Origin of the sequence: Methylomonas sp. (assembly GCF_023228165.1) — a bacterium.
Classification (GTDB): domain Bacteria; phylum Pseudomonadota; class Gammaproteobacteria; order Methylococcales; family Methylomonadaceae; genus Methylomonas.
In genome coordinates this window covers 76419-98765 of sequence record NZ_JALOBS010000008.1, presented here as the reverse complement: position 1 = coordinate 98765, position 22347 = coordinate 76419, and the positions used below count along the sequence as shown (strand labels likewise).

The following is a 22347-nucleotide window of genomic DNA, read 5'->3' as shown; positions in this document are numbered from 1 at the left end:
CCTGGTACTTATCGAAGGCTAGGGCAAGGTTCTCAATGTTTCACGCTGTCTGTTGTATATAAAGCCTTCATATCGTCAGGTTTGGCGAAATCGACACCTACGCTGATCACAAAACTGGAGACTTCTTCGATATCCATGGTCGAGCGTACTACTTTGGATTTATGCACCATGACGGTAAAACCGGAGGTCGGATTCGGTGAGGTCGGTACATATAATATGTAGCAATCGCTTATGCGATTCGTCACATAAGCCGGTACCCACATGCCGTCTTTCGGGTATTCGACATAGACTACTTCTCTGACTTCTGATTCCTCGGTAGTCAGAAACAGTTTTAATAGCTTGCGCGTCACACGATAAATGCTACCCAAGACCGGAACACGTTGAATAAACGTTTCCAGGTAATACAACAAATGCGCCCGGTCTTGTTTGAGCAATTTACCGAAATAGGCCAGCAAGGCTATGGCGGAAATGAATAATATTATTGTAACTAACGGATTTTCGTATCTACCGTGTACCAGCAGCACAAAGTCCTTTAGAAAGCGTTCCACATACACGATGATCTGAAATATCAAGGCAATAGGCAGAAAACCGATCACACCGATAAGTACATAATTTATTATTTCTTTGAGTGTGTTTTTCATATAAATGTCCTCGCGATATTTTGATTAAAACGGTCGAGCCTGGTAATTAGAGGACCGTTCCGCCTGCTAATAAACCTTAGCCAACCACTTAACGGGCATCCAAAACTTCGGTTTCGGCCTTGGTCAGTAACAAACCGGAGGCGCGCAAGGCTTCGAGTTCGGCTTCGATTTCCGCTTGCATCAGATCCAGATGGGTCAAACGGGTTTCGGTACGCGAGCGCGAAGCATCGAGTAGTTCCAACAAACTACCCTTTCCAAAGCGGTAGCTGGCTTCGCCCATGGCCTTTAAGTCGCTTAGTCTTTCGACCACGTTGCGTTCGAAATTGGCGCGGGTTTCGCGTCGACTGCTTAACAGTTTGGCGGCCCGTTCGAGACTGCTGCGAATACTGGCAGCGGTTAGCTCACGTGCCAGGATGGCTGACTGCTTTTCGCTGGCGGCACGCGCCATGCTGCCTTGACCGCGATCGAAAATGGGCAGATCGACGGAAACCCCGGCAAAGCTGGTATTACCGTAAGGCTTATCGGTGAATACCGAGCCGACCTGAAACGATGGCACCGGCCAACGTTCGCGGCCGGCACGTTCCAGGTCGGCACCGGCGGCGACTTCGCCTAGGCGTGCCGCCTCGAGTTCGGGGTTTAGGCGTTCGGCTTCAGCCCACAGCTTCTCCACGTCGGCCGGTACACCCAGATAAGTCAGCTTACCCGAAGCTAGTGGATTCCAGTCTGATAACCCCAGCAAAATCCCTAATTCCCCGGACGTTGCCGATACATTGTTGCGCAGCGTATCCAGGCGGGTTTGCACGCTTTTAGTCTCAATTTCGATACGCAGCAAGTCGTAAGGACTGGCGCTGCCCGCCTGTTCCCTGCCCGATACAATCTCGCCCAGATGCTGCATATAGCTGACAGTCTCTTCCAGAATGGCGATTCGTTGCTGATCCGCCAGCTGCTTAACAAACAATAACCAGACATTATGCAGCAGACCGGCAAAATCGGCCTCGATACCGGCCGCGGTGGCAGCCAGTTTTTTTTCCGCTGCATCGACGCGGACGCCGCGCTGTCCTGCAATCAAAACCGGTACCTCCAGCGTGACCTGCTGTTGTACGTTGCCATCATACATCGTGTTGTTCTGTGTCAGTAGGTCATAACGGCCGTAACTGAATTTTGGGTTGGGCAACACGCCTGCGGCCACCACTTCGGCGTTGGCCGCTTCTATACGTTGGCGCATGGCGGCGAATCGGGGGCTATTGTTCCGGGCAATCTGCAATAATTGCGGCATGGTCACTGTTTCGGGGAGTGGGCCGGTTTCATCGGCTGTCGCCAGTGCGGACCCGGCCATGCTCAACAGGACAATGTGCGCCGCCAGCCTTGCGTTACGTAGGTTCCAATGTTTGTTTGTCATGTAATGTTCTCCAGCAATTCATCGGCTTGTTCCGGGCTAAGCAGATGTTTGGGGGTGATATAGGCATAAATCACCGGCAGCACCAGCATCGCCACAAAAAAAGTGGTGAACATACCGCCGACAATCACCACGGCAAAGGGTTGCTGAGTCTCGCTGCCGATACCGCTGGAAACGGCCATCGGTAGCAGGCCGAGCAACGCCAGCATGGATGCCATCAATACCGGGCGCAGGCGTTCGGTGGCGCCGCTCAGAATCGCATCGCTCAGCATGAGTCCCTGGTGGCGGCGGGCTTCGATCGCACTTAACACCAACAAGCCCATCAGGGATACCTGTCCCAATAAGGCAATGAAGCCGATAGCGGCGCTCACCGACAGGGAAATCCCGGAAAACAACAGCAAAAACAGTCCACCCGTCATGGCGAAGGGTGCGCAGAGTAAAATTGCAATTGCGCTGCGTGCCGATTGCAGGGCGCCATACAGCAAGCCGAGCACAATCAATACCGCAACCGGCACCACGACACCGAGTCTGGTCATGGCGCGCTGCTGGTTCTCGAACTCGCCGCCCCAGAGCAAAAAGTGGCCTTCCGGCACCTCGATGCGGCCTTCGATCGCAGCCATGGCATCCTGTACCACGGACCCCAGATCGCGCCCCTCGACGTTGAATTTCAGTGCCATAAAGCGGCGGTTGGCTTCCCGTTCGATGGAGGTCCTGCCGCGTTCTATCGGCATATCGGCTACTTCCCGCAACGGGATACGGGCACCCGTTGGGGTAGGCAGCATCAAGCCGGCAATCTGATCCGTATCGCTGCGTTCGGTAAGCGGCAAAATCACCCGCACCGGTGCCGGCCGCTCGTCTTGCCAAAGTTCGGTGACCACTTTGCCGGCCAATCCGGTTTCTATGGTGTCCTGAGCGGTATCGACCATAATACCCTGGCGGGCCAGTGCCGTTCGATCCAGTCTGATCTGCAACTGCGGCACGATAGACTCGCGATACAGATCGAGATCGATGACGCCGGGGAGGTCTTTCAGTATACTTTTTGCCTGTTCCAGCGTGCCGCGCATGAGCTCCAGGTCGGTGCCGTAAATCTTTAATACCACCTTGCCGCGTACCCCGCTGACGGCTTCCTCGACATTGTCCTTGATCGGTTGCGAGAAATTGAAGCGAACGCCGGGTATTGCGAGTAAAGATTCCCGCATCGCATCTACCAAGGCTTCTTTGTGCCAACCGGGCCGCCATTGCTCGTGCGGTTTGAGATGCACGAAGGTCTCGCTCATGTTGACACCTTCGTTATCGGTGCCGTCCTCGGAGCGTCCCTGTTGACTGAGTATGCCTTTGACTTCCGGAAAGCGCAGCAAGCGTTCGCGCATGTCCAGCAAAATATCCTGTCCTTTTGCCAGGGAGATACTGGCCGGCATTTCGACGAATACATGTACGTCGCCTTCATCCAGCTCGGGCAGAAACTCGCTGCCCAATCTTGCTGCCGCACCCGCTCCGACCAGCAGCAGGATGGCGGCCGCCGTCAGTGTGGCGCGGCGGCGCTGCAATACCCCTCGCAGCAGCCTGGCATAAGCATTTCGCAAAAGAACCAGAAAACCTGGCTCCGCCAGCATGGCGTGTTTGGGGCGAATCCAGGCCGCGCACAGCGCCGGCACCAAGGTTAGCGCAAAGGCCAGGCCGCCTACCAGGGCAAAACTGTAAGTCAAAGCCAGGGGGCGAAAAATGCGGCCTTCCACCCGCTCCAGGGTGAATACCGGCAACAGTGCGGCGATAATGATTAACATTGCAAAAAATGTCGGTTTAGCCACATCGAAGGCGGCATTGACTATCAATTGCACCATTTGTCTATGGTTCCTGGGCTTTTGATGATTGGCCTGATGAATGACGTTTTCGACTAGTACCACTGCGCCGTCCAGAATGATGCCGAAGTCGATGGCGCCCATCGATATCAGATTGGCGGGTAGCCCCAACTGGTAAAGTCCGCTAAAGGCAATCAATAGCGACAAGGGGATGATGCAGGCCACGATCAACGAACAGCGGATGCTACGCAGGAACAGCCACACCACACCGACGACCAATACGAAACCGTGCAACAAGTTTTCATAGACCGTGTGTAAGGTCTTATCGACCAATTCGGTGCGATCCAGAAACGGTACCAGCTGCATGCCGGCCGGCAGAATACGGGTGTTGAGCTCCTCGATCTTTTCATGTACGGCCGCCAACACGCGTGTAGGGTTTTGTCCGCGACGCAACAGCACGATGCCTTCCACGGCTTCCTTCTGATCATTCAGGCCAACCGCGCCCTGGCGTGGCGTGTACGCTTGCACCAGCCTTGATACATCGCCGACTGTGACCGGGGTGCCGCCGACACTTTTCAGGACAATTTTTTTCAGGTCTTCAGGGGTGGTCAAATTACCCAGGCTACGGATCACGATTTGCTGATCGCCGTGCCGCAAAAAGCCCGCGCCGACGTTGCGATTCGAGCTGGCGATAGCCTGGTTGACTTCTTCCAGGGTCAGTCCGAATGAATCCAGGCGGATGGGATCGATTTCGACATGAATTTCCTTGTAGTAACCGCCGAACGTCAGCACATCGGCCACACCCTGCACTTGGCGCAGTACGCGGGAGATGTTCCACTCCATTTCGGAACGCAGTGCGTACAGCGAATGGCGGTCGCTGGTGACGGTGAATTTGTAGATTTCTCCGAGCGGGGTGTAATCCGGGGCCAGTACCGGCTGGACCGATTCCGGCAGATCGGCGCCGGACATGCGTTCGGAAATCAGGGTGCGGGAATGAAAGCTATCGACGTCATCCTGGAAAGTAATGGTCACCAGCGATAAGCCGAACAAGCTTTGGCTGCGCATCTGTAACATGCCCGGCGTGCCGTTAAGCACTCTTTCCAGAGGAACCGTTACCTGCCGCTCCACCTCCTCCGGCGCATAACCCGGCATCAGACTGATAACGGTGACCTGGGTATTGGTGACATCGGGATAGGCTTCGATCGGAGTTTCCAGATAGGCGTGGATACCGAACAAGGCAATAACGCAGGTCAGTACCATGACGGCAACCCGGCGGTGCACGCAATATTCAATTATTATCCTCAGCATGGCCGTGTCTCCTACAGCAACAACGCGGCTTCGCTATCGATCAGCAGCGCTCCGCTGATCACCACGCGTTCTCCGCCGGCCAAGCCCTTGAGTATCGGTGTCATGCCTTCCCGAGCCGCGCCTATCTGTACCGGACGCATTTGGAAACGACCGGGCGCGACTTCCAGATACACCACGGTTTCCCGGCCATCCTTGATTAACACCGCTGTGGTAGGCAGGATGATGCGATTCGGGGTCGAGGCTTCGATGCTTACCCGGGCATACATGCCGGGCCGTAACGGTATTTTCGGATCGTCCGGTTCGATGAACACCGAGGCTCGCCGCAGTTCGGTCTGGATGGCCGCGCTTTCGGCGACCACATGCCCCAGTATCGGCTCGGGCAGCGAAGCCAGTTCGATGATGGCCTTGGCGCCTATTTCCACCAACAGCAAATCTTTTTCGAACACGTCGGCGATGATCCAGGCGGCGGAAGGTTCGCCTAAATCGAATAACGGCGAACCGCCAGCTACCGCAGCCCCGGTCGATACGTGCGCCTTCAACACCATGCTATCCATCGGGGCGCGTACGATCACTTCGGTAGCTTTGCCATCGCCCAACAGGTTTAGAAAATCCTGGCTGCGCGCCAGCTCGGTACGGGCCTGTTTGAGCTGGGTTTCGGCTTCCACCCGTTCGATTTCCAGCCCCACGCCGGTTCGCTGCATTTCCAGTTGCCGCCGCAGATGATCTTCGGCGCGTGCCAATTCGGCTGCGGCCCTGTCGTAATCGGAACGCATTTGCGCCGCTTCCACGCTGGCCAAGGTTGCCAGCGGCGCATCCGCCTTGATGCGGTCGCCGATCTGCACATGAATCTTGCTGACCCGCCCGGCCACGACGGTGCCGGCGGTTGAGACTGCCTGCGCCCGAAAATCCACCCGCGCCGGTGCCGAAATGGCGCCGGCGAATGCTTCGGGCTGGATTTCCTGGATTTTTATATAAGGTAACGATTCGGGGCGAAGCATGACAGTGTGCTTTAAATTGTCATTTTCTGCTTCCGCTAGTCTAGGTTGAACCGCTGACACCGGCTTATCTTGTTCGCAGCCGGCAAGCATTAAAAAACAGCAAAAACTGAACCAATAAATTAATCGCATAGAAATTCGCCCGAAATACCGTATTCAGTCATAAGTGATGTAATTGACCCGATATCCTAACAATCCAACCTTTCATGAACCTTACAGATTGATGATCATGGTGGCCTGCATCGGTATTTGAGGTGTGCAGGGGGGGGGCTGGTTTTTATCGCCCGGTTGTTTTTAATGCCTCTTGGTTTAGCTCTGTTTTAAGGCGGCATGGTTAAATAAAATACTAACGCGAGTACCACGACCAGTAGGGGAGGCGCCTATTTTTGCCCGGGCCTGGTGAAGGTCGGCAATTTCCTTGACTATGGCCAGCCCAAGGCCGCAGCCTTCTCCCGGGCTGCCGGGAACGCGATAAAAACGCTCAAAAACCTTTTCCATTTCTCCGGGGGCGATGCCCGGTCCATTGTCTTCAACAATCAGCAGGGTTTGGGGCTGGGTTTCAACTTCGACCTTGATTCGGCTGCCGGATTGTCCATAACGCACGGCGTTATCCAGCAAATTATTGAGCAATTCGCGTAGCAAGGTGGGGTCTCCGATGACAAAGGCGGCGGTCGGCGGTGCATCAAACTCCAGCTCAATATCGCTTTCAAGTGACCGTGGCACCCAGTCCATGCAACATTCGCGCGCCAGGTCGGTTAAATCGAGTCGGCTAAACTCCGGTCCACCCATTGAAACCGACTCTGAGCGTGCCAGGACCAGTAATTGCGTGCTGAGGTGGGCCACCCGGTCGGCGGCGTTTTTAATGTGTTGTAATGCCGGTTCCATGCTGTTTACATCCTTGGCCAGAAGGGCGCGTTCTGCCTGTACTTTGAGCCCGGCCAGAGGTGTGCGTAGTTGATGGGCGGCATTTTCAATGAAGCGTTGCTGACTGAGCACGGTTGCCGCCAGTTTTTGCAATAAGCTATTGATGGTGTGGGTTAGCAAATGCACCTCAAACGGCAGGTCGGAATCCGGAATGGGCTTTAAGTCACGGGCCGATCTTTGCGAAAGGCGTTTTACCAGCTCATGTAGGGGTTTGAGTCCGCGATTGATGCCCGTCCAGACATGTAAGCCGGTAATAAACAACAGCAGCACTTGAGGCATTACAACGGCTAAAAATAGTTCACTCATCATGCTGCGCCGTTTATTCAATGTCTCGGCTACTGAAATGATTACAGTCTCCGTGCTTTGCCGCGGTGTTGTGAGGATGGCGACGATTCTGACCGGCTTATCCTGGTATGTGCCATCGAAAAATAAGGGTTCATGTTGTTTCAATAATGAGAATGTCGGACTGGGGAGGGCCTTGTCACCGGCAATGAAGCCGGATGTTTGCGACTCTACCTTAAAAAAAGTTTTATCAATCTCGTCCCAGCGAAACACTTCGATAGCACTAGGCGATAGTTCCAGAGTCAGTTTATTTTTTTGGGTTTTGATTTGCTGGACCAGGGAATTTGCCGAATCCAGCAGCCAGCGGTCATAGGCAAGGTCTGCATAATGCAGTGCCACAAAATAGGATACCGAAGCATCCAGGATAACCACCAAGAGTAATGGCAATGTGAGGCGCGATAGTAGCTGTGCTCTCAGGCTCCGAGGTTTAGGCATCTTTGTTTTGCTCTAGCAGATAGCCGAGCCCTCTTATTGTTCTGATATTAATGCCAACAGGTATCAGGCGTTTACGTAGGCGGTGGATATAGACTTCGATGGCGTTGTCGGCCAACTCGTCCGCGTGCACGGCCAGTCGTTGGGCAATGCTATCCTTGCTGACGACACGGCCCATTTGTAACAACAAGGCCTCCAATACGCCGAATTCACGGGAGGGCAATAATATGGGTATGTCATCAACCTTGATTTGTTGCTTGAGGGTGTCAAAAATCAGCCTGCCAACCACAATGTCATGATTAAAACCGCCGTGGCTGCGGCGCAGCAGGGCTCGAACCCGTGCTTCCAGTTCCTGAAGTTCAAACGGTTTGGTCATGTAATCGTCCGCACCGAGTCCCAGGCCCTTCACCCTATCATTGAGTCCATCCCGAGCGGTTAGAATCAGGACCGGAACTGCCGATTTTCGTGCCCTTAGCTGGCGCAATAGTTCCAGGCCGTCGCTATCCGGCAAGCCTAGATCGAGCATAACCAAGTCATAAGGTTGTGTGCGTAACGCCGTATCGGCATAGGCTCCGGTTGTTGCCAGCGTGACATCGAATCCCCAATCGATGAAGCTGCGAGAAAGCCCATCGGCCAAAGCCCGATCATCTTCGACAAGTAAAACTCTCATAGACTCAAGGTATATGTAATTGAAAAAGGCCTAAAGTCAGGTAATTAACGACGGCTATCATGGGCGGATTCGTTTTGCTTTGCTGGGTAATCAAGAATGGATTTCGAAATCTTAATTCAGGGGCGGTAGCGGAAAAATATGTCGACGCCTTTGGCTTAAGCGACGAGCGTTAGCCATCATTTGAAGTTTTTTTCATAAAAAATCACTTCACCGGTACTAATGTCATGCATGCCGCCGATAATGCCGCAAGCCCCTGTCTCAATAAGTTGTTTTAAAATCGGGCTACGTTCCTGGATGGATTTGACGGTACGCTTGACATTGATTTCGGCGACGTTTTGCACAAAAGTGTCGTTGCTGGAGCTGCGATTAGATTGTTCGGTTTTTTCATCGTAAATCGCAGGCTGAATTTTGCTGAGCAGGGCGGTTAAATTGCCCATTTCCACATGATCGCAAGCGCCTTTGATAGCGCCACAATTGCTATGGCCCAACACCACGATGATTTTGGCACCCGCTACCTGGCAGCCAAATTCCATACTGCCCAGTATGTCTTCATTGATGATGTTGCCGGCTATGCGTATGCTGAATACGTCGCCCAAGCCTTGGTCGAAGATCAGTTCCACCGAGGTGCGGGAATCGATGCAGCTTAGAATTACCGCAAACGGGTGTTGACCGTCGGAGGTTTCGTTGGCCTGTTGCAGTAAATTGCGATTGATTTTTAAATTGTTGAGAAAGCGCTGATTGCCGGTTTTTAATAAGGACAAAGCCATGTTGGGCGTGATGGCAGCTTGCATTTCTTGAGTTAACGTTTTCATGAGTGCCCTTGGAATGTCAATAAATCAATTCAGCATAGTCAGCCGGATAACTAAACCTTATCCGACTGACTATCCCCTTTAACCGGTGTTGCGCATGCCTGCCGCGATGGCATTGATAGTGCGCAGCAAAGGATTCATCCAGCGGCTTTGGCCGTTGGCATCCTCGTCTTCGTTAAGCGCGCGCAGCAAACCGGCCTGCATGTAATTTAAAGGCCCCAGGTAGTCGTTACGGCGGCGCAAGGAGGCAGCCAGTTCCGGATTTTCCGCCAGCAATTGGTCGCACTCGGCGATTTCCAATACCCAATCCACGCAGCGGCGGTGTTCGCTGGCAATCAGGCTGTGCACGCGTTTGCCTACTTCCGGGTCGCTGCACAGGCTGCTGTACTCTTCGGCAATAGTCATATCGGACTTGCTGAGGGCCATTTGGGCATTGCTGAGCAGGTTGCGGAAAAACGGCCAGTTTTTGTATAACTCGCGCAAGGCGTTCAAACGTTCCGGGTTGCCTGCACAGTAGCTTTCCAGGCTGGAACCGATACCGTACCAGGCCGGAAAGGTTTGCCGGGACTGGGCCCAGGCGAACACCCAGGCAATGGCCCGCACCGAGTATTTGGAACGGTCCTGTTTCTTGCGGTGGGAAGGTCGGGAGCCAATGTTTAATTGACCGATTTCCTGTACCGGTGTGGCTTCGTAAAAATAATCCAGAAAACCTGGGGTATGTTCAGTCAGCTGCCGGTAACTGCGTTCGCCCAATTGCGCCAGTTCGCCCATCAAGGCCAGGTTATCGGCTTGATCGGGCTCGACCGGCTGGATCAAACTGATGCTGGCTTTCATCAGGCCGGTAGCGCCCATGGTCAACTCATAAATAGCGGTTTCCATGTTGTTGTAGCGGTAAAACAGCACTTCGCCCTGCTCGGTAAATTTGATCTGTCCGCGCACGGTGGCCGGCGGTTGGGCCAGAATCGCTTCGTGAGTAGGGCCGCCGCCGCGGCCGATGGTGCCGCCGCGGCCATGGAACAAACGGCAGGGAATCCCTACATCGTCTGAAATAGCGGTTACCTGTTGCTGAGCGCGGTACAGTCCCCAGGCCGAAGCCAAAATGCCGCCGTCCTTGCAGGAATCCGAATAGCCCAGCATCACTTCCTGGCGCAGCCCGGAGGCCGTCAGCAAGGCCCGGTATACCGGTTGCGACAGCAGGCCGCGCAAGACGCTATCGATGTGGTTGAGGTCTTCGATGGTCTCGAATAATGGGCTGACGCCGATATGGCAATACCATTGACCGCTAATACGTCCGGCCAAACCGTTTTGGGCGGCCAGCAGCAGCACTTCCATGATATGGCTGGCCGAATGGGTCATGGAAATGACATAGCGGCTAAAGCAGTCGTTGCCGATTTCGCGGCGCATTTGCGCCATCACCTGAAACACGTCCAGGGTTTCCACGGTAGCCGGGCTGAGCGTGCTGGCGTCGTATCCCAGTCCGCCGGGAATGGCGATGGCTTCGCTCAGTACTTGCATGCGCTGGTCTTCGTCCATGTTCAAATAGTCTATGCCCAGGCCGGCCGATAGGATTTCCGCGACAGCCTGACTGTGCCGGGTGGATTCCTGGCGCACATCCAATTGCATCAGGTGGAAACCGAAAATGTCCACCAGGCGAATCAAGTCCTGCAAGTCGCGATCGGCAATGGCCTGGTCGCCATGGCTGATCAAAGATTCGCGGATCAGGTATAAGTCGGCGTGGAAGGCCTGAATATTGTTATAGGCCTGATCATCGGATTGCGAACTGTCGCCGGCAAGACGTTGTTCGATCAACTCCAGGCGCCGGTGCATGCGGAATTTCATTAAAGACAGTTTATGTCGGTAGGGCTCTTGCAGACAGTTGCGTTCCAGTGCTATGGCGGTGTCGCCGAGCAGTTCCCGGTCGTTTTGCAGGCTTTGCAAAAATGCTTCGGTGGGTTGGCACATGCCGTGGGAATAAGCCAGCTGTTCAAGCAAAATGTCGATACGGCGCAGATATTCCCTGGCGATGGTGCGGGCTTGCAGACGCAATGCCAGCGCGGTGGTATGCGGTTTGACGTTGGGGTTGCCGTCGCGGTCGCCGCCTATCCAGGAGCCGAAGTTTAAAAAACTGGGGATATTGACTTTCGTCGCTGCATCGCTGCCGTAGACGTCGACCAAGGCCCGCTGAAAGTTGCGGTATACCTGCGCGGTGGCTTCGAACAGCGATAGCGGGAAATAAAACAGCCCCGAGTCGATTTCATCGATTACGCCCATGCTGTGCGCACGTACTTCATCGGTTTTCCACAATAACTGAATTTGGCTCTGCAGTCGTTCCAGGGCGACATCGCGAAAATAACCCTTGATACCGCTATTTTGTAATTTTTCGTGACTGACAAACACGCTACGCAAGGCGCCTCGCACGGTGCGGCGTTTGGCTTCCGTCGGATGCGCGGTCATGACAGGCAGATAATGCAAGTCGTCCAGCAGGGGTTGCAGTTGTTCGGCACTGACGCCGGCGTTTTTGAAGGCCAGCAGGGTGTCGTGAAAAGAGCCGCGCCAGTAGTGTTTATTTTTTTCGATCTGGTGGCGGCGGAGCTGCAATTGCGTGGATTCTTCGGCGATATTCAACAAACTGAAGTACAAACTAAAGGCCCGGATTACTTCGCTCAAGGTTTCCGCCGGTAAATGTTGCAGCGTTTTGAGTATTTGCTGACGCTTGGCTGGGTTGTTGTCCCGTTGCAGAACGGTAAATTGGCGCTGCAACTGTTCGACAATTTCCGCCACTTTGTGATTGGCCTGGTTTTTCATAACGTTATCCAGCATGCCTTTTAACAAGCGAATGTTGGCGCGTAGGGTTTTGTCGTCGTAATCGGGTATGCGGGACATAAAAAATCCTTGAGGTTGGCGGGTAATGAATAAAGTACAGCAGTAATTAAAAATAGCAAAATAGAATAAATAAATATTTAATATAGGTTTTATCGATTATTAAAGAGCTATGGAGCGTATTAACTATCAGCATTTATATTATTTCTGGATGGTAGCCAAGCAGGGCAGCGTAACGGCCGCTTGCGAAATTTTGCATTTGGCGCAGCCAACCATCAGCGGGCAATTGGCGGTATTCGAGCAAGCGGTCGGTGCAAAGTTGTTACGCAGGGCTGGGCGTCGATTAGTATTGACGGAAACCGGGCGGGCGGTTTTTCATTATGCCGAGGAAATCTTCGCGTTGGGCCGGGAAATGAAGCACATGCTGAAAGGCCACACCACCGAACGCGGCCTGCGTTTGAATATCGGCGTCAGCGATGCGATGCCCAAACTGATTGCCTACCGATTGATGGCGCCCATACTGAAAATGTCCGAACCCGCGCAGATTTATTGCGTGGAGGACAAAACCGAGCGTTTGTTAACGGAAATCGGTTTGCACAGCATAGACATGATGTTGTCGGACGTGCCGGCCACGCCCGCCAGCGGCACGCGGATTTTCAATCATTTTTTGGGTGAATCGGCGGTGGCTATCTTCGCCTCGCCGGCAATGGCGGCCCGGTATCAGGATGATTTTCCACGCTGCCTGAACGGTGCGCCGTTTTTTCTGCCCACCATCAACACCGCGTTGCGGCGCTCGCTGGACCAGTGGTTCGACAGCCAGCAAATCAGCCCGGTGATTCAGGCGGAGGTGGAAGACAGTGCTTTGCTGAAAACCTTTGGCGCGGCGGGGGGCGGCTTGTTTTTTTCACCCTACGCCGTCGCAAGCGAAATTCAACGCCAGTACGGTACCCGGATGTTGGGTCTGGCCGAGGGTGTTTACGAGCGTTTTTATGCCATCACGGCACAGCGGCGGCTTAAGCATCCATTGGTGGCCGCCATTCTGGAGCACGCTCAGCAGGGTCTGTTCGATTTGCTCGACAGGTCGGTCCTGGCTGAATAGCGGATTTATCAGGTGATGCTGATGCCCACCGGACAATGATCCGATCCCACGATCTCGGGCAAAATAAAGCTGTCTTCGATATTGGCCAGCAACGCCTGGCTGGCCAAGACATAATCGATCCTCCAACCGATATTTTTGGCTCGGGCGCCGGCACGGTAACTCCACCAGCTATAGGCCACGGTTTCCGGGTGGAAATACCGGAAACTATCGATGAACCCGGCTTCTGTGAAGCGGCTGAAACCGTCGATTTCGACTTGGGTATAGCCGGCGGACTTGTTGTAATTGGCTTTGGGGCGAGCTATATCGATGGCTTGATGGGCAACATTGAAATCACCGCAGGCTATCACGGGTTTATGGGATTGCAGCTGCCGCAGGTAAGCCAGCAAAGCTGCATCCCAGGTTTGCCGGTAATCCAGTCGCACCAGCTTTTCGCCGGAATTGGGCACGTAAACGTTCAATAGATAAAATTGCTCGAATTCCGCTACCAGCACTCGGCCCTCCTGATCGTGCTCGGCTATGCCTATGTCGTGCAAGACTCGCAACGGCTGTTGCCGAGTCAGCAGCGCCACGCCGGAATAGCCCTTGCGCTCGGCGGAATTGCAATACACATGGTAATGGTCGATGTTTTCCAAGGCTTTATGCACTTGATCGTCCTGAGCCTTGGTTTCCTGCAACAAAATGCAGTCGGCATCGAAATGCTGCAAACTGTCCTTAAAACCTTTTTCTTGCACGGCTCTGATGCCGTTGACATTCCAGGAGATGATTTTCATGCGCTATTCCGTTCATCAAATGAGTGGGACTGTTGTAATTGCCGGAGCATTGAACAGTTTACCGATTGGCCAATCTATCAGTCAAAGTTGGCATATTAGGATGCCGGTTCAGTTCGGTGGATGCGGTTAAGCAGCGGGTTATCAATAACGTCCCGCTATCCAAAGCCGATCTGTCGACGTTCCCTGCCGGAACGGCGATATTTTGAATCAGGATTCCGATTTGGGAGGTTATTGCAAAACCTATCCTAGGCTTACACCATGGGACCATGGCGATTAACCCCGGAAACGCGGCTTTTTATGGTATTGCTAGGCTCAAACCTATCCGATGGTTGTAATGTTAGATTATGCTACTAAGAAGTCTTTGGAAAAACCGCCGAGCGATAGTGAGCTAAGACAATTGCCATGATCATTTCCCAAGCCATCACGCGGCGTCGATTCGTGACTTACTTAGCCGGTCTGGCGTTCACATACGGTCTATCCGGCTGCACTTGGCTGAAGGATCGGCCGGTCACCATTGCCCTTAATAGTTGGCTGGGCTATGAACCGTTGTTTCTGGCCCGGCGAGAAGGTTGGTTGCAAGACCGGCAAGTGGGCCTGCTGCAGACCGCTTCGGCCACCGAATCCATGCAGGTATTGCGGGAAGGGCGTGCGGATGGGGCCGCTCTGACACTGGATGAAGCGCTAAAAGTCAGGGCGGCCGGCACGCCGGTTTCGGTGGTGATGGTATTTGATATTTCGGCGGGTGCCGATATGCTGGTGGTCGGCCCCGATATTCGACAACTTTCCGATTTAAAGGGGCGTGTTGTCGGTTTCGAAACGAGCGCTTTAGGGGCTTTGATGTTGGCGGAGGTCTTGTATGCGGCGGGCTTGAGTAGAACCGACATTAAACCCTTTGCCGTTAATATCGATAAACATCAACAGGCCTGGAAACATCGCCAGGTAGATGCCATGGTGACCTATGAGCCAGTGGCCGGTCAATTGTTGTCCGATGGCGGCGTTAAACTATTTGATAGCGGACAAATCCCCAATACAATTGTGGATGTGTTGGTCATGCGCGGCGATGTACTGGATTTTAGCCATGCACGAGCCATTCGGCACGCGGTAGCGGCGCATTTTATGGCGGTGAATCATTTTAACAGCAACCCGTATGATGCGGCTTATCGGATGGCTGATCATTTAGGTTTAAGCGCGGCTGACGTTTTACCGGCTTTCAAAGGCATCATTCTGCCGGATGAGCGCAATAATTACCGTTTGTTGGACGGTGTCGCCCCGGAGCTTTTGCGCAGTGCCGGCAGATTGTCAAAGTTGATGAGGGAAAACCGGTTGTTGGCGGAGGAAGATAGTCTGGTTGATCTGCTCAATCCCGCTTATTTGCCCAAGGACTTTTAAATGGCGTTGACGAAATCAGGATTTTTTGGCCGAGTGCTATTCGAATTTCTGTTGATGCAACTGTGTTGCGTGCTGGTGGGTGCGCCTGGCGCGGCCAATGCCAGGGAAACAGTTAAGATCGGCATCCTGGCGTATCGGTCCAAACCCTACACGTTGGCGCAATGGCAGCCCTTGGTCGGAGTATTGAAACAGGCCGTACCGGATAGGGAGTTTGCCATTGAGGCATTTGATTTCGATGAGCTGGCGTTGTCGGTGGCAAGTCGGCAGGTGGATTTTGTGTTGACCAACCCGGGTCATTATATTCAGTTATCCAAACGCAACGGATTGTCGGCCCCTTTAGCAACCTTGGCGCTAAACGACCGCAACCCCGAGCAGGCGATCACGGCATTTGGCGGGGTTATTTTTAGCCGTGCCGATAATACCGACATCGAGACCCTTCAAGATATAAAAGGCAAAACCGTTGCCGTAGTCAGCACTGAAGCACTGGGCGGTTACCAACTTCAGGCTTACGAGTTCCAAAAGTTAAACGGTAGTCTGGCGCAACAAGCCAAACTGCTGCCGACCGGCCTGCCGCAGGATAAGGTCGTTCAGGCCGTTGTAAACGGTCAGGCCGCGGTAGGTTTCGTGCGCACAGGGGTTTTGGAACAGATGGAGCGAGAAGGCAAGTTGGATATGCTGCGGATCAAGCTTATAAATCGGCAGAATTTGCCGGGCTATCCGCTACTGCTGTCCACCCGTTTGTATCCCGAGTGGCCGTTTGCAGCCATGCCGCAAATTGACGAGAATCTAGCCCGGCATGTGGCGGCGGCGCTATTCATGCTGGAAGAAAATAAGCCGGTCACCCAAGCCATCGGGATTCACGGCTTCGGGGTGCCGGCCGACTACACGGTTATTTCTGATTTGCTCAGAGACATGCGGATGCCTCCCTACGACGTAGTACCCAGTTTTACCGTGAGGGACATTTGGCTGCGCTATCAATGGCCGCTGCTGGCGGCCTTGTTGGTGAGTGCTTCGTTTCTGTTGTTGACGCTGAAGTTGTTGATAGTGAAGCGAAAATTAGTGGTGCAGCAAAATATGTTGCTTAAGCAACAGCAGCAGTTGCTGGAAAGCGAAACGTTTTTACGTACACTGATCCACACCTTACCCGACCTGATTTGGCTCAAAAATGCCGACGGGGTGTATCTGGCTTGTAACCCGCGCTTCGAGCGTTTTTTTGGCGCGGAAGAACACGTTATCGTAGGCAAGACGGATTACGATTTCGTCGATAGCGAGTTGGCGGACGCGTTTCGGGAACAGGACTTGTTGACCATGCAGACGGACGCGCCCAGCCTAACCGAAAAATGGGTTACCTTTTTAGACGACGGGCACCGCGAACTGTTGGAGACCCGTAAAATTCCCATGCGCGATGCAGCGGGGGAATTCGTTGGTGTATTAGGCATCGGCCACGATATTACCGAGCACAAGCAAGCAGAAGAAAAACTCTTGCTAGCGGCAAGCGTATTCACTCACGCTCGGGAAGGCATCCTGATTACCGATGTGGACGGCAGGATCATTGATATTAACGACACGTTTACCGCGATTACCGGCTATAGCCGGGAAGACGTTTTGCACCGGAATCCCCGTATATTGAAATCCGACCGGCAAAGCAAGGGCTTTTATGCCCAGATGTGGGCGCATTTAAAGGAAAACGGCGAATGGTCCGGCGAACTTTGGAATCGGCGTAAAAACGGCCAGTTATATGCGGAGATCCTGACGATTAGCGCGGTATGTGATGCCCAAGGTAACACCCTGCATTACGTAGCATTATTTTCGGACATTACCCCGTTTAAGGAATACGAACAGCAGTTGCAGCGTATCGCTCATTACGATGCCTTGACCAGTTTGCCCAATCGCATCCTATTGGCCGACCGCTTGCGGCTGGCGATGACGCAAGCGCAACGGCGCGGCCTGCAAGTGGCGGTGGTTTTTCTGGATTTGGACGGCTTTAAAAAGGTCAACGATTCCTACGGCCATGATATGGGCGATGAGTTGTTGATGACCCTGTCCAGCCGGATGAAGCAGGCCCTGCGGGAGAGCGATACGCTGGCGCGTTTGGGCGGAGACGAGTTTGTGGCTGTGCTGGTGGATTTGCCGGATACGGACGCCTGTTTGCCGTTATTGTCGCGCTTGTTGAATGCGGCCTCGCAACCAGTGACTTACGGCGCATTGACGATGCGGGTGTCAGCCAGTTTGGGGGTCAGCTTTTATCCGCAAGCCGAGGATATCGAAGCCGACCAATTGTTGCGTCAAGCCGACCAAGCCATGTATCAAGCCAAAATGAAGGGTAAAAATCAATACCACTTGTTTGATGCGGAGTAGGACTGGTTTGTTCTTGACAGCCGGTAGCCCGGACTGTATTGCTAATTACTCGGGTTTCCACGCGTCGCGTGGAAACCCGAGTAACCAGAGTAAAACTATCCAGGGGTTTACATGACTGCATTAAAAATCAATCGAACGGACTTCATCCTCGCCTTGAACTCGAACGACGAGAATTGGGATGAGGCTTGGTTCCTTGATAAGGAAACCGGCGTGTTATGGCTCAATAACGATGGCGTCGATGAAGTGCCGGACGATCTGGAAGACAACCCGCGTTATCTGCCGATCGAGGCTATGGCTTCCTATGAAAAATACCAAATCATGGAAGACTTTGTAGATGAACTGGCCGATAGCCCGGCCGCCGAGGCGTTGCGGGCTGCGCTCGACGGTCGCAAGCCGTTCCGGCGCTTCAAGGATGTGCTGCTGGATTACCCGCAGCTGCGCGATCGCTGGTTCGCCTTCGAGGAAAACCGTTTGAACCGTCTTGCCGAAGCGTGGTGCGACGAGCTGGGACTAGACGTGGCGTGGATTTGAAGTAGCGGGAACGATGCGCTTCACTGCGTTCAGTACATTCTACCCAGCTATATCTGTTTGTATTTGAGTAAACGCCTGCCGTTTCAGGTTATTGTTAATTGCGTCGGTTCGCGTTCGGCCGCCTGCAACCATTATAATGCTGGGTTTTTATTCGTCTTTTTGCCCCATGTCCGCTCACGACACCGTTAAACAACTCGCCAAAAACCTGAACCACTGCATGAACATCGATCGCCATGCCTTGAAGCGGCAGTTGGATAGGTTGCGCAGTGAATTGAGCAAGGGCAAGGATGTTGTCGGCCCGTTGCAGCAAGTAGCCGAGAAAATAGAAGGCTCGATCAGCCGATGCAACCAACGTAAAGCGTCCGTGCCGGCGATTAACTATCCGGATTTGCCGGTCAGCGGCAAGAAAGATGACATCGCCGAGCTGATTAAAAACAACCAAGTGACCATCGTCTGCGGCGAAACCGGATCCGGTAAGACCACCCAGTTGCCGAAAATCTGTCTGGAACTGGGGCGCGGCGTGAAAGGGTTGATCGGCCATACCCAGCCGAGGCGGATAGCCGCCCGCACCGTGGCCGATCGGATTGCCGAAGAACTGGGCCAGTCCATCGGTCAGGCGGTCGGTTATAAGGTACGGTTTCATGACCAGACTCATCCCAATTCGCTGGTCAAACTGATGACCGACGGTATTTTGCTGGCCGAGTCGCAAAACGATCCTTACTTAAATCAATACGACACCATCATCATCGACGAGGCGCATGAACGCAGCCTGAATATCGATTTTCTGATGGGTTATCTGCGCTGGCTGCTTCCCAAGCGGAGCGATCTGAAAGTCGTCATCACCTCGGCAACCATCGATCCGGAGCGGTTTGCCAAGCATTTCAATAATGCCCCCATCGTCAATGTCTCCGGCCGCACCTATCCGGTGGATGTGCGTTATCGGCCTATCGAACTGATCGAGGAAGACGACGAGACTTCGGCCGATTTGCAGCAGGCGATCTTGGCTGCGGTGGACGAGTTGTACCGGGATTTGCGCGGCGATATTTTGATCTTCTTGAGCGGCGAGCATGAGATTCGCGAAACAACCGAATCCCTGCGTAAGTCGCACAATAACGGCCGCTACGAGGTGTTGCCGCTGTATTCCAAACTCAGCGTGGCCGAGCAGGAGAGGGTATTCAAACCCAGCGGTAATAAACCGCGCATTGTACTGGCTACTAACGTGGCGGAAACATCGCTGACCGTGCCCGGTATTCGCTGCGTGATCGATTCCGGTCACGCCCGCATTAGCCGCTACAGCCACCGCAGCAAAATTCAACGCCTGCCGATCGAACGCATCTCACAAGCCAGCGCCAATCAAAGGTCGGGGCGCTGCGGACGGGTGGCGGAAGGTATCTGCATTCGGCTGTATTCCAAGGAAGATTATCTGGCCAGACCGGAATTTACCGAACCGGAAATTCTGCGCACCAATTTGTCGTCGGTGATTTTGCAGATGGCGGCGTTAAAGTTGGGTGATATCGAGGATTTTCCGTTCGTCGAGCCGCCGGAAGACAAGATGATCCGCGACGGCAAGAATGCCTTGTTCGAAGTGGATGCGCTGGACAAGCAAGGCCAGCTTACCGATACCGGCCGTCAGCTGGCCAAGATACCCACCGACCCCAAGCTGGCGCGTATGTTGTTGGCCGCCGCCGATTTGGGGTCCTTGCACGAGGTGGCGATTATCGTTTCGGCTTTGAGCGTGCAAGACCCGCGCGACAAGCCGGCCGATAAACTGCATCTGGCGGAAGCCAAGCATGCGCAGTTCAAGGCCGAGGATTCGGATTTTTTGACTCTGTTGAATCTTTGGAATGCCATTGAAGAACAGAAAAAACACCTCACCAACAACAAACTGCGCAAATATTGTCAGGACAACTTTTTATCCTATATCCGTATACGCGAATGGCATGATATTCATACTCAGATCATGCAGGTAGCGCGCGGCGATTTACGCTTAAAAACCAGCGGCAATCCGGCCAATTACCAGCAGATTCACATGGCGCTGCTGCCGGGTTTACTATCCAATATCGGCTTTCGCCACGAGCAATATGAATATCTCGGTGCGCGCGGCCTGAAGTTCTTCATCTTCCCTGGCTCCGGGCAGCATAAAGCGCGACCGAAATGGATTATGGCCGCCGAACAGGTGGAAACCAGTAAAGTCTACGCCCGCACCGTGGCCAAGATCGAGCCGGAATGGATAGAGGCCTGCGCTCAACATTTGCTCAAACGCAATTACTACGATCCGCATTGGGAGAAAAGCGCCGGCCGCTGCGGCGTCTACGAGCGCACATTGTTGTACGGCTTGACCTTGCAGGCCAAACGTAAAGTGCCTTACGAAAATGTGGACGCCAAAGCCGCGCGCGACATGTTTATCCGCCATGCATTGGTCAATCAGGATTATCACACCAATGCGCCGTTCTTTAAGGCCAACGAAAAACTGCTGGAAGAAGTCGGTTATATTCAGCACAAAGGCCGCCGGGTGGATTTGGTGGAAGACGAGGAATGGCTGTATCAGTTTTACGATAAGAAACTGCCGGCGGAAATCGTCAGCGGCATTGCGCTGGATCAATGGCGTAAGCAGGTCGAACGAGATCAACCCAGGATTTTGTTTTTAACCAAGGAAGATCTGACCCGTCTCGACGACAATCAAATCAACGATTGGGATTTTCCGGACAGCAAAAAAATCGGCGATTTAACGATTGAGTTGCATTACCGTTTCGAGCCCGGTCACGACGAAGACGGCGTTACCGCCATCGTGCCGGTGCATCAGCTCAATCAGATTCGCCAGATACCGTTCGATTGGTTGGTGCCGGGCATGTTGGAAGAAAAAGTCATGGCTTTGATCAAGTCGCTGCCCAAACATCTGCGCAAGCATTTCGTGCCGGTGCCGAACACGGCCAAGGCCTGTCTGGAAATCGAACCGGACTTTAAAGGTTCGTTATACGAATGGTTGAGCAATCGGTTGCGTAAATTGACCGGCGAGGCCATTCCGCTGAATGAATGGCAACCCGACAGTCTGCCGAATCATCTGAAAATGAATTTCCGGGTAGTGGACGATCAGGGTAGGGCGCTCGGCTATGGCCGCAATCTGAGCAAATTGCAGGCTGAACATGCCAGCAAGGCCGGCGACAGTTTCGACAAGCTGGCGCTGGAAGAGTTGAATCATACCGGCTGCATTGCCTGGGTATTCGATGACCTGCCGGATACCTGGCAATTCACGCAAAAAGGCCAGACCTTCATCGGTTATCCGGCCATCGTCGACGAAGGCGAAACGGTCGGCGTGCGGATATTGGAAACCCCGTTGAAAGCCGAGCGGGCGCATTTTGAAGGCTTGACCAAGCTGTTTCAGTTGCAATGTCGCAAAGACGCGCAATACTTGTTAAAAAATAGCGGCGTGACGGCAGCTTTGCAGCTGGCTTATAACCAGTTACCCAAACATCCGATTTTAAAGACCCGCGGCGTTGGTGAATTTAAAAACGATCTGTTATTTTTGATTTTCAGCGGCGTGTTTGTGGAAGGGGACGAAATCCGCGGTCAGCAGGCTTTTGCAGCGCGGCTGGCAGAAAAGAAAGCTACTTTGGTGACCGTTAGTAATCAAGCTGGCAAGCAGATCAGTGAAATCATGGCAGACTACCAGCACATCAGGCACCTGTTGAAACAGCCCGGCGTTGGCCCCGCGTTGAAGCAGGATGTTGAAAATCAATTAAGTTTGTTGCTGTATAGCGGGTTTATTCGCTACACCCCGCTGCAACAGCTGCAGGCCATGCCGCGTTATTTAAAAGCCGTTGCTTTCCGGTTGGACAAACAAAAGCCGGATTCGGCCGATGTACAAGGTTTGCAACGTTTGTGGCAGCGCTATTGGCGGCACGTCGAAAAGCAGCAGAAAACCGTCCAGCCCATGCCCGAGCGGGAAGCGTTCCGCTGGAGCCTGGAAGAATTACGAGTCTCGGTGTTTGCCCAGCAACTGAAAACCGCTTACCCGGTGTCGGTGCAACGCTTGGAAAAACAATGGAACGAAACGTTTTGAAAAG

The 22347-nt window shown here is 53.5% G+C and carries 14 protein-coding genes; 5 read left to right on the top strand and 9 right to left on the bottom strand.

Annotated features, from left to right (window positions below; translation table 11 throughout):
- Positions 1-32 precede the first annotated feature (32 nt).
- The 8 genes from M0R33_RS07745 to ppc form a co-directional block, all read right to left on the bottom strand.
- Complete coding sequence (locus M0R33_RS07745) at positions 33-641, bottom strand: DUF502 domain-containing protein (RefSeq protein WP_292567478.1); 609 nt, start codon at positions 639-641, stop codon at positions 33-35.
- Between the two features lie 88 nt (positions 642-729).
- Positions 730-2040 carry a TolC family protein gene (locus M0R33_RS07740; protein WP_292567476.1) on the bottom strand — a complete coding sequence of 437 codons (1311 nt, stop codon included), beginning with the start codon at positions 2038-2040 and terminating at the stop codon, positions 730-732.
- On the bottom strand, positions 2037-5144 hold the full coding sequence (locus M0R33_RS07735; RefSeq protein ID WP_292567473.1) for a CusA/CzcA family heavy metal efflux RND transporter: 3108 nt from the start codon (positions 5142-5144) through the stop codon (positions 2037-2039). The genes M0R33_RS07740 and M0R33_RS07735 overlap by 4 nt, the downstream gene beginning before the upstream one ends.
- Before the next feature lie 11 nt (positions 5145-5155).
- The gene (locus tag M0R33_RS07730) at positions 5156-6142 is read right to left on the bottom strand and encodes an efflux RND transporter periplasmic adaptor subunit (RefSeq protein WP_292567471.1); all 987 of its coding nucleotides are present in this window, start codon (positions 6140-6142) and stop codon (positions 5156-5158) included.
- Between the two features lie 306 nt (positions 6143-6448).
- The gene (locus M0R33_RS07725) at positions 6449-7840 is read right to left on the bottom strand and encodes a sensor histidine kinase (protein WP_292567468.1); all 1392 of its coding nucleotides are present in this window, start codon (positions 7838-7840) and stop codon (positions 6449-6451) included.
- Complete coding sequence (locus M0R33_RS07720) at positions 7833-8507, bottom strand: response regulator transcription factor (protein ID WP_292567465.1); 675 nt, start codon at positions 8505-8507, stop codon at positions 7833-7835. The genes M0R33_RS07725 and M0R33_RS07720 overlap by 8 nt, the downstream gene beginning before the upstream one ends.
- A 176-nt stretch (positions 8508-8683) precedes the next feature.
- The gene (locus M0R33_RS07715) at positions 8684-9319 is read right to left on the bottom strand and encodes a carbonic anhydrase family protein (protein ID WP_292567463.1); all 636 of its coding nucleotides are present in this window, start codon (positions 9317-9319) and stop codon (positions 8684-8686) included.
- Between the two features lie 78 nt (positions 9320-9397).
- The gene (gene ppc / locus M0R33_RS07710) at positions 9398-12199 is read right to left on the bottom strand and encodes a phosphoenolpyruvate carboxylase (RefSeq protein ID WP_292567460.1); all 2802 of its coding nucleotides are present in this window, start codon (positions 12197-12199) and stop codon (positions 9398-9400) included.
- A 109-nt stretch (positions 12200-12308) separates the two neighbouring features.
- On the opposite strand from ppc, the gene nhaR reads away from it, so the two are divergent.
- Complete coding sequence (gene nhaR, locus M0R33_RS07705; protein ID WP_292567457.1) at positions 12309-13235, top strand: transcriptional activator NhaR; 927 nt, start codon at positions 12309-12311, stop codon at positions 13233-13235.
- Positions 13236-13243: 8 nt separating this feature from the next.
- On the opposite strand, the gene M0R33_RS07700 is transcribed toward nhaR, so the two are convergent.
- Positions 13244-14005, bottom strand: a complete 762-nt coding sequence (locus M0R33_RS07700) for an exodeoxyribonuclease III (protein ID WP_292567454.1) — start codon at positions 14003-14005, stop codon at positions 13244-13246.
- Positions 14006-14407: 402 nt separating this feature from the next.
- On the opposite strand from M0R33_RS07700, the gene M0R33_RS07695 reads away from it, so the two are divergent.
- The 4 genes from M0R33_RS07695 to hrpA all read left to right on the top strand — a co-directional run bounded on the left by M0R33_RS07695 (position 14408) and on the right by hrpA (position 22343).
- A complete protein-coding gene (locus M0R33_RS07695) occupies positions 14408-15394 on the top strand; it encodes an ABC transporter substrate-binding protein (RefSeq protein ID WP_292567451.1) in 987 nt (328 codons plus the stop codon).
- Positions 15395-17752, top strand: a complete 2358-nt coding sequence (locus M0R33_RS07690; RefSeq protein WP_292567448.1) for a diguanylate cyclase — start codon at positions 15395-15397, stop codon at positions 17750-17752.
- 111 nt (positions 17753-17863) lie between these two features.
- Positions 17864-18283, top strand: a complete 420-nt coding sequence (locus tag M0R33_RS07685) for a UPF0158 family protein (RefSeq protein ID WP_292567445.1) — start codon at positions 17864-17866, stop codon at positions 18281-18283.
- Positions 18284-18449: 166 nt separating this feature from the next.
- The gene (gene hrpA / locus M0R33_RS07680) at positions 18450-22343 is read left to right on the top strand and encodes an ATP-dependent RNA helicase HrpA (protein ID WP_292567645.1); all 3894 of its coding nucleotides are present in this window, start codon (positions 18450-18452) and stop codon (positions 22341-22343) included.
- Positions 22344-22347: the final 4 nt, after the last annotated feature.

What these genes read in the sequence shown, in the direction of transcription:
- M0R33_RS07745 (WP_292567478.1), bottom strand. Translation starts at nt 641, where the DNA reads ATGAAAAACACACTCAAAGAAATAATAAATTATGTACTTATCGGTGTG.
- M0R33_RS07740 (WP_292567476.1), bottom strand. Translation starts at nt 2,040, where the DNA reads ATGACAAACAAACATTGGAACCTACGTAACGCAAGGCTGGCGGCGCAC.
- M0R33_RS07735 (WP_292567473.1), bottom strand. Translation starts at nt 5,144, where the DNA reads ATGCTGAGGATAATAATTGAATATTGCGTGCACCGCCGGGTTGCCGTC.
- M0R33_RS07730 (WP_292567471.1), bottom strand. Translation starts at nt 6,142, where the DNA reads ATGCTTCGCCCCGAATCGTTACCTTATATAAAAATCCAGGAAATCCAG.
- M0R33_RS07725 (WP_292567468.1), bottom strand. Translation starts at nt 7,840, where the DNA reads ATGCCTAAACCTCGGAGCCTGAGAGCACAGCTACTATCGCGCCTCACA.
- M0R33_RS07720 (WP_292567465.1), bottom strand. Translation starts at nt 8,507, where the DNA reads ATGAGAGTTTTACTTGTCGAAGATGATCGGGCTTTGGCCGATGGGCTT.
- M0R33_RS07715 (WP_292567463.1), bottom strand. Translation starts at nt 9,319, where the DNA reads ATGAAAACGTTAACTCAAGAAATGCAAGCTGCCATCACGCCCAACATG.
- ppc (WP_292567460.1), bottom strand. Translation starts at nt 12,199, where the DNA reads ATGTCCCGCATACCCGATTACGACGACAAAACCCTACGCGCCAACATT.
- nhaR (WP_292567457.1), top strand. Translation starts at nt 12,309, where the DNA reads ATGGAGCGTATTAACTATCAGCATTTATATTATTTCTGGATGGTAGCC.
- M0R33_RS07700 (WP_292567454.1), bottom strand. Translation starts at nt 14,005, where the DNA reads ATGAAAATCATCTCCTGGAATGTCAACGGCATCAGAGCCGTGCAAGAA.
- M0R33_RS07695 (WP_292567451.1), top strand. Translation starts at nt 14,408, where the DNA reads ATGATCATTTCCCAAGCCATCACGCGGCGTCGATTCGTGACTTACTTA.
- M0R33_RS07690 (WP_292567448.1), top strand. Translation starts at nt 15,395, where the DNA reads ATGGCGTTGACGAAATCAGGATTTTTTGGCCGAGTGCTATTCGAATTT.
- M0R33_RS07685 (WP_292567445.1), top strand. Translation starts at nt 17,864, where the DNA reads ATGACTGCATTAAAAATCAATCGAACGGACTTCATCCTCGCCTTGAAC.
- hrpA (WP_292567645.1), top strand. Translation starts at nt 18,450, where the DNA reads ATGTCCGCTCACGACACCGTTAAACAACTCGCCAAAAACCTGAACCAC.